Origin of the sequence: Metabacillus idriensis (genome assembly GCF_050483325.1) — a bacterium.
Lineage (GTDB): Bacteria > Bacillota > Bacilli > Bacillales > Bacillaceae > Bacillus_P > Bacillus_P idriensis_A.
Window position 1 is genome coordinate 441,245 of sequence record NZ_JBCMYF010000001.1, and the last position, 12,649, is coordinate 453,893.

Below are 12,649 nucleotides of genomic sequence, written 5' to 3' on the forward strand. Positions count from 1 at the left end.
TTTTCTTCCTTTGCGCTCTCCATGCAAATTAGCTATGATTATACGAAGTAATATGGGAGAAACTGAGGTGAGAACCGGTGCTTAGCCTACTGTTTAAACTTGGCAAAAAGAAACCAACTTTAGAAGAGACTGTCTTGCAGATCCAAGATGGGAATCAGCAAATGCAGAACACACTGATTGACCAATATAAACCTTTCGTGGCAAAAACCGTTTCTTCGGTCTGCAAAAGGTACATTGATGAGAGAGACGATGAATTCAGTATCGGACTCATTGCTTTTAATGAGGCCATTGAAAAGTATTCAACTGAAAAAGGGAGCTCGCTTCTTGCGTTCGCCGAATTGATTATAAAGAGAAAAGTGATCGATTATATCCGGAAAGAAGCAAGAAATGCGCAGACTGTAAACATTGACCTTCAGGAACATGAAGAAGGCGAAGCCTCGCAAAGCAAGATCGAGGCGGATCTGTCGATTGAAGAGCATCAAAAACTGATTGAACAAGAACAGCGCAGAGAAGAGATTATTTACTTCCAGTCTGTACTGAAGGAATTCGGCTTGTCTTTTTCAGAACTGATGGAGCAGTCTCCAAAGCATATGGATGCAAGACAAAATGCAATTAAGGTGGCACAAATTCTTATTGAACATGATGAACTCAAGCGCATCCTGTTTACAAAAAAACAGCTGCCGGTCAAACAGCTTGAGACGCTTGTATCTGTCAGTCGCAAAACAATAGAGAGAAATAGAAAATACATTATTGCTATGACAATTATTTTATCTGGGGATTACATTTATCTGAAAGACTATATAAGAGGGGTGCTTCAATCATGAAAAAAGGGATCGTCGTTGATCGAAATGATGATTACATTACATTACTTACCCCCGATGGACAATTTTTGAAAGCAAACAAACAAAAACGTTCATACGAGCTGGGTGAGGAAATTACTTTTTTTCAACTTTCAGATGCAAGCGAAAGGGCAAAGTCATTAAGCATTTTTAATTTGCGCGGAATGAGAAACGGGTTATTGGCAGTTGTGGCTATCATCCTTCTTTTTTTTACAGTCCTGCCCGTTTTTAAAGATGACAAAGTGTATGCTTACATGACAATTGATATTAATCCAAGCTTTGAACTGAGATTAAATGAGAAGCTTCAGGTCGTGCAGATTGAGCCGATGAATGAAGATGGGGAAAAAATGCTTGGTGATTTAAAAGACTGGAAAAACAGAAAGATTTCAGACGTTTTTGTCAAAATTGTCGACAAAAGCAAAGATTTAGGTTATTTAAAGGGCGATAAAGAAATATTTATTACAACGGTTACCACAGATGACAAACATGAATCTGCCAAAAAGAAAATGCTTGCGGATGTTGATGAACTGAAACATTCATATGAAAGCGAAGATGTGAAAGTAAGTGCGGTTGAAGCAGATGTTGAGACTAGAAAAAAAGCGTCTGATCAAGGCATTTCAACAGGCAAGTATATGCTATTAAACCCCAAACCTGCGGAGCAGCCTGCAGAAACTCCTCCTTCAAACGAAAATAAGGGCGAAAAAGAAGAAGGAAAGCAAGAGACACCCATTCATTCTGATGAAGAAGAAAACAGCAAGGAAACACCTCCAGCCGTGAAGCCTCCTGCGGAAGAGACAGAAAAACAAGCACCTCCCGAAAAACCGGCAAAAAGAGAAAAGCCTGAAATAAAGGAGGAAGAGCTGAAAGAAACGATTCCGGAGAAGAAAAAAGTCATCCCTGAGCCGCCTAAAGACAAAGTTTCGATAATTGATAAAGATAAAAAAGCTGAAAAAGCAAAAAAAGAAGCAGAGAAAAAGCGGCGTGAAAGGGAAAAGGGCCATTGGCAGCGTGAAGACAGAGATGACCGCGATGACGATGATGACGACGACGATAGAGATGAAGATAGCAGAGAAAAAAATCGGGGCAAGGATCAATATGATCGAGAAAGAGATGACGGCGAAGAGGATGACGATGACGACGATGACAAGGGGTCAAGATCCGATCGTGATTAATGTTTAAAGTGCCAAAAAGAATGATTAGAACGGATTGGCGCTTTTTATTTTTTACATAACTTATAAACTTGAGAACCGCCGGGTACTTGCACCCGGCGGTTTTTGCCATGTTATTCAGTTTTAGAAGGTTGTCCGCCAAGTCCTGCTTGTGCTTGAGCGACTAAGCGTTTTGTGATTTCTCCGCCTACAGATCCGTTAGAGCGTGCTGCTGTATCAGATCCAAGAGTAACTCCAAATTCCTGTGCAATCTCATATTTGATTTGATCCAGTGCCTGTTCAATTCCTGGAACAAGTAATTTGCTGCTGCTGCGTGCCATTGTTTTCAACTCCTTTTATATGAAAAGATGCAGCCCTTAATGGCTGTTTCTATAGTGTTGATTTCAGCTTGAAAAATATACTGGCAATGGTCACCAGACAGCAGTATGAACAGGTGCTGAATGAAACTTATGGAATAACAAAAACTATCATCACAAACTAAAAGAGGCGGTGAAGAGATGGATATCCGGAGCGGCACGTTTTTCTGGCCGGAAACATTGACCCCAAAGCCCTATAAAGCCTTGGAGAAGGATATCAGCTGTGACGTCTTAATCATCGGAGGCGGTGAATCTGGTGCCCACTGTGCTTATTTTTTAAGTGAAACAGGAATGGACGTCGTATTAGTTGAAAAGGATCGGACAGGCAGCGGAAGTTCGAGTGCAAATACCGGACTGCTGCAATATTCAAATGATAAAATGCTGACATCCTGTGCAAATTCTTTTGGCGAGGAGAATGCTGTGAGGCATTACCGGCTTTGTGAACAGGCATTAAGAGGATTAGGAAAGCTGATTCCGTCACTGACAATTCAGCCTGATTTTAAAAGAAGAGAGAGTCTGTATTATGCATCTGATGAGGCTGATGCTGACATGTTGAGAAAAGAATATGACATGCTGAAAAAACATTCCTTTCATGCAGAATGGCTGTCCTCTTCTGATATTGAGAAAATGTATGGATTTAAAAAGCCGGCAGGAATCCTCTCTGGAGGTGATGCAGAAGTGAATCCTTATAAGCTTGCGATTTCACTAATAAATGCAGCTGAAACTAAGGGTGTGCGAGTTTTTGAAAAGACCGAAATAGTCGGGAGGAAGTTTGAACATGGCTGTGTGATGCTGTATACAGCAAGCGGGGCATGCATCAAAGCGAAGAAGGTCATCATGGCGGCCGGGTACAGAAATCAGGAAATCAGACGCGAACAAAATGCCGTTTTGTCCAGTTCATATGCAATTGTCACAAATAGACTGGCCAAGAACAATATCTGGTACCGGCAATCCCTGATTTGGGAAACAGCAAGGCCATATTTATATATGAGAACGACCGCAGATAATCGGATTATCGCGGGAGGATTAGATGAACCAACAATAGATGCTCTGAAAATGGATTCGAAGCTGGTCCACAAAAGAGATCAGCTCCTGCTTGAAGTGAAAAAGCTTTTCCCGGAACTGCGGATTAAGGCTGAATACTTCTGGGGAGCCGTATTTGGAAGTACTCATGACGGGCTTCCCATGATAAAAGAATACCCCGAATTGCCGCACTGCCTGTTTTTGCTTGGATATGGCGGAAACGGGACCGTCTGCAGCTACGTGCTTGCAAGCCTCATCCGGGACCATTTAACAGGAAAGCAAAACGATGACCTTCAAATGTATTTGGAGAGGTAATCCTATTTTTTTTCGAGATGCTGCTGGAAAAACAGCTCAGTTCTTCTTTGAAGATAAGAGGCGATTACAGATAGGACAGTAACCGTTAAAATATTTTTAACCTGCATCCATAATTCATTTGAAATATCCTGAAACAGATCCCTGGAAGTTTCGATTTTTTTTGAAATTTCCTCCTCCATTTCATGCTTTGATAAGGAGAAAATCGTAATGGATTCCATTCTTTCGAGAATTTCTCCATATGCAGCGTAATAAGTTAATGGAGAGATTAAGTCATCACTCCGGTCTGATAAGGTATTAAACAGACTCATCAATAATTGTCTGATTGTATCAAAATCAAAAACCGATTTTAAATCTCTGACAATCAGCAGAATGGCAGCCTGTTCAATTGAGTACTTCTTGCCGAGTTCCGGTGCGCCAATCAATTCCTTTATATCTCGCTTTATCCAGTTTTGGATGGATGTTGACTTCAGTGACGTCAATTCACACAGCTTTGCAAGTGTGACGATTTCATTTGTAGATAGACCTCTTGGGAATGGTTTATGATTTTTAATAATATCAGGCAGTGCATTTTCAGGGCCATCGTGACCGAAGCCTAATTGGTTAAGCAATTGGAGCGGCGTTTGTCCGCTTTCTCCTTTTAAAGCAAGCAGCAGTCTTGCCATATCAGACCGCTTTAACTGTTTCGTTTTCATCGCACACCTCTTTTCTGATGTATTAGCCCAATGGATGAGCCGTTTTTCCTGAGTTTACCAAAGTGTTTTTATTTGCCTTATACAATGTATTTTAATTATAATATGATTATAATACAAGTTCACTTGAACTCAAAATGATGGAGGTGCAAGATGGGTAAACGGATTTTCCTCTTTATTTTAACAAATATTCTTGTGCTCATTACGATAGGGGCAGTCCTCTCCCTGCTAGGAGTTGGCTCATATGTGACTGCTTCAGGTGGAATCGATCTCATAAGCCTGCTTGTGTTCAGTGCAGTCGTCGGTTTTACCGGGTCATTTATTTCTCTCCTGATGTCTAAATGGATGGCTAAAATGATGATGGGCGTGAAGGTGTTAAAACCAGATCAATCCTTATCTGTGTATGAAAGAAATCTTGTAGACCGTGTACACAGATTATCGAGAGCTGCCGGTATCAGGAAGATGCCGGAAGTGGGGATCTATCAATCACGGGAGGTCAATGCTTTTGCAACAGGTCCTTCTAAAAACAATTCGCTTGTAGCTGTATCTTCTGGCCTGCTTGAGGAAATGGATGATGCAGCGGTTGAAGGTGTGCTGGCCCACGAGGTAGCGCATATATCCAATGGTGACATGGTGACAATGACATTGCTGCAAGGTGTTGTAAATACATTTGTTGTCTTCCTAGCAAGAATTGCAGCATGGATTGCATCTAGATTTGTCAGAGAAGATATGGCTCCAATAGTTCATTTCATTGCAATTCTAATCTTCCAGCTGCTGTTTTCTATCCTTGGCAGTCTTGTAGTATTTGCTTATTCGCGCCACCGGGAATTTCATGCCGACAACGGCGGGGCGGATCTTGCCGGAAAAGACAAAATGGTTCATGCGCTGCGCGCCCTTAAAGGATACACACAGCGGATCAATAATGAGCAATCGTCTGTTGCCACGCTTAAAATCAGCGGGAAACGCGGGCTTGCTCTCTTTTCAACACATCCTGACCTAGATGAGAGAATTCGCCGTTTAGAAGCGAAATAAACAGGGAAAAACAGATGAGACTAAGATCTCATCTGTTTTTTATATGTCAAGAACTTTGTGCAATACTGCAGAAAAATGCATCAAAACACGGAATAGTAAATCATATGCTTAACCCATAATAGAAATCTTGATTTTCAGCTTGTTTTTGAAAATCGGCCAGGTATGTTTTATTAGGTTCATGTTGAAAATGAAGCTAGACTTATATTTGTATCTTTCTTCGTTAATTTTCCGAATACCCCTTTTCAACTGCTCTGCTTTTCATTATGATAGAGACCATGCAGTTAACCCCATTATTTAAGGAATGAACCTAACCAATGAAACGATCTAAATTATTCTTGCAGAAATTAACTCCGTTTCAGCTGATAGCAGCCTATTACATTATTGCAGTCAGTGTTTCGGTCGCTTTATTGAGCCTGCCTGTTGCGCATCAGCCAGGGGTGGACTGGAGTTTTATGGACGGTCTTTTTACAGCGGTCAGCGCAGTAAGCGTGACAGGTTTAAGTGTAGTTAATATATCGGACACCTTAACCGTACCAGGCATTTTTATCCTTATGTTTGTTCTTCAATTCGGAGGAATTGGAGTCATGACGCTCGGCACTTTTGTCTGGCTGATTGTAGGAAAACGCATCGGACTTAGAGAGAGACGATTAATCATGGCTGATCAAAACCAGTATGCTCTGTCAGGCATTGTGAATCTGATGAAGCAAATTTTGCTTTTAATCCTGATTATCGAGTTCAGCGGGGGCATGATCCTCGGCACTTATTTTCTAAAATACTATCCGACATGGCAGGAAGCTTTCCTGCATGGCTTTTTTAACTCTGTCAGTGCGACCACCAATGGCGGGTTTGACATTACAGGTGCTTCAATGATTCCGTATTCACATGATTACTTTATTCAATTTGTCATCATCCTATTAATAACGCTTGGAGCCATTGGCTTCCCTGTTCTAATCGAAGTGAAAACCTTTCTGTTCAGCAAAAAAGGGAAATACCGTTTTACCCTCTTTACGAAACTTACGACAGTTACATATGCGCTGCTCGTTATTGGCGGCACGATCATGATTGCATTGCTTGAATTTCAATTTTTCTTTCAGGATAAATCCTGGCATGAGACCTTTTTCTACTCACTGTTTCAGTCAACCGCTACGAGAAGCGGCGGGCTCGCAACCATGGATGTCAGCCTGTTTTCTGAAGCAACACTGCTGATACTATGTGCCCTGATGTTTATCGGCGCATCCCCGAGCTCAGTCGGAGGAGGAATCCGGACTACCACATTCGCGCTTAATTTACTGGCGCTTTATCACTTTGCAAAAGGGAACAAAACAATCAAAATTTTTAAAAGAGAGCTGCACGAAGATGATGTGAAAAAATCACTTGTGGTTACCTTAATGGCTTTTGCTCTTTGTTTTACATCTGTCTTTATTTTATCCATTACTGAAAGATTCACCTTCATAGAGATTCTGTTTGAAGTTTGTTCCGCGTTCGGAACAACGGGGCTTTCCATGGGGATTACGCCTGATTTGAGCATCATCGGTAAATGCATCATTATGATCCTCATGTTTATCGGCCGGATCGGAATCGTGACCTTTATTTACATTATCGGTTCAAAAGAAGTCAAACCAAATTATCATTATCCAAAGGAACGGGTTATTATTGGATAAACAGCTTCAGCGGGCGTGTATGCGCCTGCTTTTTTTTATGGATGAAAGTATTAGGTTTTGCACTTTGATGGAGAGCGGAATCGCCAAGCTTCTTGGCCAACACGGATCCGAGAGTATTGGCAAAAAGCGCTTTACTGGCGAATCTCTTTTCTGTATGCCTGCACTAAACGGGCGCTTGAGCATTTCTTATGAGATCACAGTTGTCAGGAAAATAATCCCTTGACTATGCTATACTTAAAGCATCAACAAACGGGAGAGATCAGATATTGTGAAGAAAAGTCCTATACTCGCTGTAATCGTAATGCTGCTCATCGTTTTAGGCGGCTGTTCAAAAGGGACTTCGCCTGAAGAGAGATTTCAGGAATATGTCAGCCTGTGGAACAAGCAAAAATTTAACGAGATGTACGATTTCCTGTCAGCAGATGCAAAAAGCAAAATGACCGAAAAAGAGTTTACAGACCGGTACAAAAAAATTTATGAATCCATTGAAGTCAGCAAGTTGAATGTTACATATAACAAGCCTGAAGAGGATGCAGACAGGGGAGATGAGAAAAAAGCTTCTCTGCCATATGCATTAAAAATGGAGACAATTGCAGGTCCGGTGGAGTTTGAACAGGATGCTGTATTTGTCCAGGAAGAAACGGAAAAAGAAGAAAATTGGTTTTTAGCATGGAATCCAGCAATGATTTTTCCTCAGCTTAAGGAAGGGGATGCTGTCCGCGTTTCTGAACTAAAGCCGATTCGGGGAAGTATTTTTGATAAAAACGGAAAAGGAATCGCCATACAGGCAAAAGTTCCTGAAATTCAAGTTGTTCCCGGGCAGCTTGGCGATGAGCCTGAAAAGGTAAAAGCGGAAGCAGCTAAATTGCTGAATCTTTCCGTCCAGGACATTGACGCTAAGCTTTCGGCCAACTGGGTCAAGCCTGATGTTTCTGTGCCAATTGTGAAAGTGGATCCTGCCAATAAGGAGCTTCTTATAAAAGTAACTTCTCTGCCGGGCTTTCAAAAAGCAGATGTTGACAGCAGATATTATCCACAGGGAGAAAGTTCTGCCCATCTGTCAGGGTATGTCGGCAGCATCACAGCTGAGCAGCTTGAGAAGCTAAAGGATAAAGGCTATACAAGCACCTCGCAAATCGGAAAGACAGGTCTTGAATATGTATATGAGGAACGCCTGAGAGGAAAGCAGGGCTACAGAATCTATATTGACGGTTCCAATGAAACGATTGCGGAAACGCCTGCTGTAAATGGGGAAGATATCACAGTCACCATAGATACTGACCTGCAAAAGCAGCTGTATGATCAGCTGAGAGGGGACTCAGGCACTGCTGTTGCCCTCCACCCTAAAACAGGAGAAACCCTGGCGATGGTCAGCAGTCCATCCTATAATCCGAATGCCTTTGTTTTTGGAATGTCTGGCGCAGCTTACAAGACACTGGCTGAACATCCGCAAAAACCGCTCAGTGCGAAATTTAACAAAAATTTTTCACCGGGTTCTACGTTTAAGGCTATCACGGCAGCGGTGGGGTTAAAGACCGGGAGCATTGATCCTGAAGCTGTAAAGAAAATTAACGGGCCAACATGGCAAAAAGGGCCTGAGTGGGGCAAATATACGATTACGAGAGTCTCAGATATGTATTCATCTGTAAACTTAGAACGTGCACTTGTCACATCCGATAACATCTATTTCGCTCAAGCTGCTTTAGAAATCGGACCGGAAGCATTTAAAAAAGGCTTAGAGGAATTTGGATTTAGTGAAGACATTGATTATGATTTCCCAATTGCAGCGTCATCCATCTCAAATTCTGATTTAGCGGCTGGTGGAGTTCTCCTCGCAGACTCAGGCTACGGACAAGGGGAAGTGCAGATGAGCCCTATGCACCTTGCTGCGGCCTATACCGTCTTTTTGAACGAAGGAAGCATGCTGAAGCCGTATCTTGAGAAAAAAGAACAGCCTGCGCCTGAATTTTGGAAGGAAGGCATAATCAGCCCTGAGCAGAATTCCATTATTCTCTCTGATTTAATCAAAGTTGTAGAAGATCCAAACGGAACAGGGCACAATCCGAAATTGCCGAATATCAAACTTGCCGGCAAAACAGGAACCGCGGAACTGAAAACGACCAAAGAAGAGATCGGGAAAGAAAATGGCTGGTTTGTCGGTATGAACACCGAGAACCCTGAACTTCTGATTACGATGATGATTGAGGATGTAAAAGAACGGGGAGGCAGTCACTACGTCGTTCCGAAGGTCAAAAATGTATTTGCCAGTTATCTGAAGTAATTTAACTAGAGTAAACCAATTTTGATACCCATAGAAAAAAGCTATTGCCAGCGGCAATAGCTTTTTCTTATGAATTCATAAACGTTTGAATCGCTTCTCTATTTTCCTCGATATTCAGATCCAGTACAGATCCCGCTCCGTCATATCGTGAATTTTCAAAGCTGCCGTCGACGGGAATGCGCAATGTTTCTAAATTGGATTTATTCGTAATCATATCTTTTGCAATGAAAATCCCGGTGGACGTATCTACATTGGTATTAATATAAGGTGTGATGACTCCAGCAAGTTTAGGGAGTTTTGTAACGCCCTCTACAGTAAGCATATCTTTCATTAACAGATTCATCACTTCCTGCTGGCGCCTTACTCTGCCGAAGTCGCTGTCGGCTCCGCCGCGGTAGCGCACATACCCCAATAAGTGCTCACCGTCAAGCTTTTGCAGTCCAGGTTCAATCGTTACGCCGATTTTTTCTGACATTTGGTGCCGGACATTTATTTCTACGCCTTCTGGAAAGGCTGTATTGATCATGCTTTCAAAACCTTTGAAGTCAATGATTGCATAATGCTGAATATCGATATCAAAGTTATGCTTGATGGTTTCGCGCAGGAGATCAGGACCGCCGATGGCAAATGCGGCATTTATTTTATTCTGGCCGTGCCCGGGAATTTCCACATAGGAATCCCGCATGATCGAAAGAAGTTTTGGTTTATTGGTTTTTTCATTGTATTGAGCAATCATGATTGTATCTGTGCGGGGATGTTTTTCTCCTCTTGAATCACTGCCAAGCACTAGAATATTTGTGTTTCCATTTTCATCTTTTTGGCCGTTAAAAGTATATTCTTTCTTTTTTATGCTGGATTCTGCTGCTGTTTTATTTACGCCTGAGAGAAATTGATCATAGGCAAACCAGCTAAGTCCCGCAAAGAGAAGAGTGATGATGGTGAAAAAGATCAGGACTCTCTTTTTGCCGCTTTTTTTCTTTTGCAGATGTTTATCTGAACGCATAGGAAACCCTCATTTCTAAAAACATTGGAACTGACTGGAACTGACTACTAGTATACTTGCTTTTACTGGATATGTGGGATGTTAGATTTTGGAATTGACGGAATGGAAATCTTTTAAAGCTCAGGTGTTCTATTGTAAAGGATTTCATAGCGGCTGAACAGAGGAAATTGATGCAGGATCATGCGGAATCGTATGAATTCGATTCTTTTTTACTTTTCTTAACAAAACTTAATAATCCTTTACCTGAACTTTAGATGCCCTTCATTTTGGCGTGCTACGTTAGAACCATCTAAAGGAGGGAAGCAGATTTGAAGCATACTGTAAAAATGGCATCCATGTTCTTTTTAGGCGTGTTTATCCTTTTTCTTGCATCTGTTTATGGCGGGAGTCAGGGACGCGCCGGTACAGGTGAAAATCAGCTTTCGGAGATTCATTTGCTTGGCTTGAACGATTTGCATGGGCAGCTGAATACGCATTCTGTCCTTTCTGGAAAAAAAGTTGGCGGTGCAGAATATCTATCTGCTCATGTAAACAGACTTAGACAGGAACACGAACACACGATGCTTGTCCATGCAGGCGATATGACAGGCGGAAGTCCTCCCATTTCTTCTCTTTTTCAAGATGAACCGACCGCAGAATTCTTAAATCAGCTCCGTGTCGATGTCGGCACTCCAGGAAACCACGAATTTGACCAGGGAGCAGACGAACTCATGAGGCTTGTAAGCGGCGGATTCCATCCTAAAACAGGTTTCTTTAAAGGCACTCATTTCGAATATATTTCAGCAAATGTCATCCGTAAAAAAACAGGGAAACCGATGTTTCCCGCGTATTCCATCAAAGAAATAGATGGCGTCAGAATTGGGTTTATTGGTGTTGTCACGACTGAAACAAATCAATTTCTTCTGCCTGAAAATCAAGAACAGGTTGAAATCATTGATGAAACAGAAGCGATCAATCATACAGTTGAACAATTAAATAAAAAAGGGGTAAAATCAATCGTTGTTTTAGCACATGTGGGAGTGAATTCAGATGAAAACGGGGAGAATGCGGGCGAAGCTTTAACCGATATGGCGCCAAACATCAGTGATGAAGTCGATGTGATCTTCGGCGCGCACAGCCATCAGCATGCCAACACGGTTGTAGATAATAAGCTGCTCGTTCAAAGCTACTCGTACGGTAAAGCTCTATCAGACGTGACACTTACGATTGACCGCAAAAAGGAAGAGATCGTTCAAAAAGAGGCTGAAATTGTCTTTACGGACCACAATACCGTCAAACCCGACCAATCCGCTCTTCAGCTGATTAAGAAATATGAGGAAAGGATTGGAGATGAATATAGTACTCCCGTTGGCAGTCTTTCTCAAAATCTTTCCAGAAAGAAGAATGATCAGGGTGAATCTCCTTTAGCAGGCTTCATAGCAGGCGCTCTGAATAAAGAAATGGATACAGAGATATCCATGGTCCATCATGGCGGAATACGTGAGAGTTTAAAAGCAGGAGAGATAACAAAGCAGCAGGCAATCGCGGCTCTTCCTTTTCATCATTACGCAGTGAAGGTATCAATGACCGGAAAAGAATTAAAAAACATCCTTGAACAGCAGTGGGCCCTGAAAAATGAAAATTTACTTCAAATAGAGGGAATCACCTATTCCATCAATCGAAATGCGGCCCTCGGGCAAAAAATCAGCGATATAAAAAACAATCGGGGAGAATGGATTCAGGACCACAGCACGTATACCGTCTCAACAAGCAACTACCTTGCTTCAGGCGGTGACGGATTTAAAGAGTTTAAACAGACAGAACTGATTAAAAATGGACCTGAATTAGTAGATGTACTAACGGGTAATCTTGAGTAAGATTTGACAATAAAAGCCGAAGCAATCTATGCGCTTCGGCTTATTTGCAAAGAATGACTCAATCCTGTCCATATCCTGCATCTTTATCCGGATGTGTAAAAGGAAAGCCCTCGGGCTTTTTTTTGCTTTCAATCAGCTCGCGATTCTCACTCGTATTCCAGCCGATATCGTTTGTTGGGTGAACCCATTGATCGCCTGCCATAATTGCAGGATCGATTTCATCACTCCATTTGTTTAAGGGAGATTGTTTGGAGTCATAAAAACTGTCTCCAATGACAACACCATGCTCGTTAATGAAAGGCTTTTGCATGCTGATTCCTGTGCCTTTCCAAGACGGAGCACTGGCTTGATGTGGAAGGGTATCGCCTAAAGAGTACTCATCTTTTTTGGTCATCCTGTTCACCTCCATTTTTAGTATGTTCTTT

Annotated in this window: 11 protein-coding genes; 7 read left to right on the plus strand and 4 right to left on the minus strand. The window is 42.0% G+C overall.

Features of this window, described 5'->3' with window-relative positions; all coding sequences use genetic code 11:
- The first annotated feature begins 77 nt into the window (after positions 1 to 77).
- Together sigI and ABEQ24_RS02135 are read left to right on the plus strand one after the other, a co-directional pair.
- Positions 78 to 824: an RNA polymerase sigma factor SigI gene (gene sigI / locus ABEQ24_RS02130; protein ID WP_430005225.1), complete on the plus strand. Its 747-nt coding sequence runs from the start codon at positions 78 to 80 to the stop codon at positions 822 to 824.
- On the plus strand, positions 821 to 2,011 hold the full coding sequence (locus tag ABEQ24_RS02135; protein WP_430005226.1) for an anti-sigma-I factor RsgI family protein: 1,191 nt from the start codon (positions 821 to 823) through the stop codon (positions 2,009 to 2,011). The genes sigI and ABEQ24_RS02135 overlap by 4 nt, the downstream gene beginning before the upstream one ends.
- Before the next feature lie 110 nt (positions 2,012 to 2,121).
- Here the strand turns inward: ABEQ24_RS02135 and ABEQ24_RS02140 are convergent, their stop codons facing one another.
- Positions 2,122 to 2,328, minus strand: a complete 207-nt coding sequence (locus ABEQ24_RS02140; RefSeq protein ID WP_430005227.1) for a small, acid-soluble spore protein, alpha/beta type — start codon at positions 2,326 to 2,328, stop codon at positions 2,122 to 2,124.
- 177 nt (positions 2,329 to 2,505) lie between these two features.
- Between ABEQ24_RS02140 and ABEQ24_RS02145 the strand changes: the two genes are divergently transcribed.
- On the plus strand, positions 2,506 to 3,702 hold the full coding sequence (locus ABEQ24_RS02145) for an NAD(P)/FAD-dependent oxidoreductase (protein ID WP_430005228.1): 1,197 nt from the start codon (positions 2,506 to 2,508) through the stop codon (positions 3,700 to 3,702).
- A 2-nt stretch (positions 3,703 to 3,704) separates the two neighbouring features.
- Here ABEQ24_RS02145 and ABEQ24_RS02150 read toward each other — a convergent pair whose 3' ends face one another.
- Positions 3,705 to 4,394, minus strand: coding sequence for a DUF1836 domain-containing protein (locus ABEQ24_RS02150; RefSeq protein ID WP_430005229.1), 690 nt, complete (start codon positions 4,392 to 4,394; stop codon positions 3,705 to 3,707).
- A gap of 150 nt (positions 4,395 to 4,544) precedes the next feature.
- On the opposite strand from ABEQ24_RS02150, the gene htpX reads away from it, so the two are divergent.
- From htpX to ABEQ24_RS02165, 3 genes are all read left to right on the plus strand, one after another.
- A complete protein-coding gene (htpX, locus tag ABEQ24_RS02155) occupies positions 4,545 to 5,423 on the plus strand; it encodes a protease HtpX (protein WP_430005230.1) in 879 nt (292 codons plus the stop codon).
- A gap of 314 nt (positions 5,424 to 5,737) precedes the next feature.
- The gene (locus ABEQ24_RS02160) at positions 5,738 to 7,084 is read left to right on the plus strand and encodes a TrkH family potassium uptake protein (RefSeq protein ID WP_430005231.1); all 1,347 of its coding nucleotides are present in this window, start codon (positions 5,738 to 5,740) and stop codon (positions 7,082 to 7,084) included.
- 268 nt (positions 7,085 to 7,352) lie between these two features.
- The gene (locus tag ABEQ24_RS02165; protein ID WP_430005232.1) at positions 7,353 to 9,365 is read left to right on the plus strand and encodes a penicillin-binding transpeptidase domain-containing protein; all 2,013 of its coding nucleotides are present in this window, start codon (positions 7,353 to 7,355) and stop codon (positions 9,363 to 9,365) included.
- A 67-nt stretch (positions 9,366 to 9,432) separates the two neighbouring features.
- Here ABEQ24_RS02165 and ABEQ24_RS02170 read toward each other — a convergent pair whose 3' ends face one another.
- Positions 9,433 to 10,368 (minus strand): LCP family protein, encoded by a 936-nt coding sequence (locus ABEQ24_RS02170; RefSeq protein ID WP_430005233.1) that lies wholly within the window; start codon positions 10,366 to 10,368, stop codon positions 9,433 to 9,435.
- Between the two features lie 308 nt (positions 10,369 to 10,676).
- Here ABEQ24_RS02170 and ABEQ24_RS02175 point away from each other — a divergent pair, with 308 nt between their 5' ends.
- Entirely contained in the window at positions 10,677 to 12,224 is a 1,548-nt protein-coding gene (locus tag ABEQ24_RS02175; protein WP_430005234.1) for a bifunctional metallophosphatase/5'-nucleotidase, read from the plus strand.
- A gap of 58 nt (positions 12,225 to 12,282) precedes the next feature.
- Here the strand turns inward: ABEQ24_RS02175 and ABEQ24_RS02180 are convergent, their stop codons facing one another.
- Positions 12,283 to 12,618 carry a DUF3905 domain-containing protein gene (locus ABEQ24_RS02180; RefSeq protein WP_430005235.1) on the minus strand — a complete coding sequence of 112 codons (336 nt, stop codon included), beginning with the start codon at positions 12,616 to 12,618 and terminating at the stop codon, positions 12,283 to 12,285.
- Between the last annotated feature and the right edge of the window lie 31 nt (positions 12,619 to 12,649).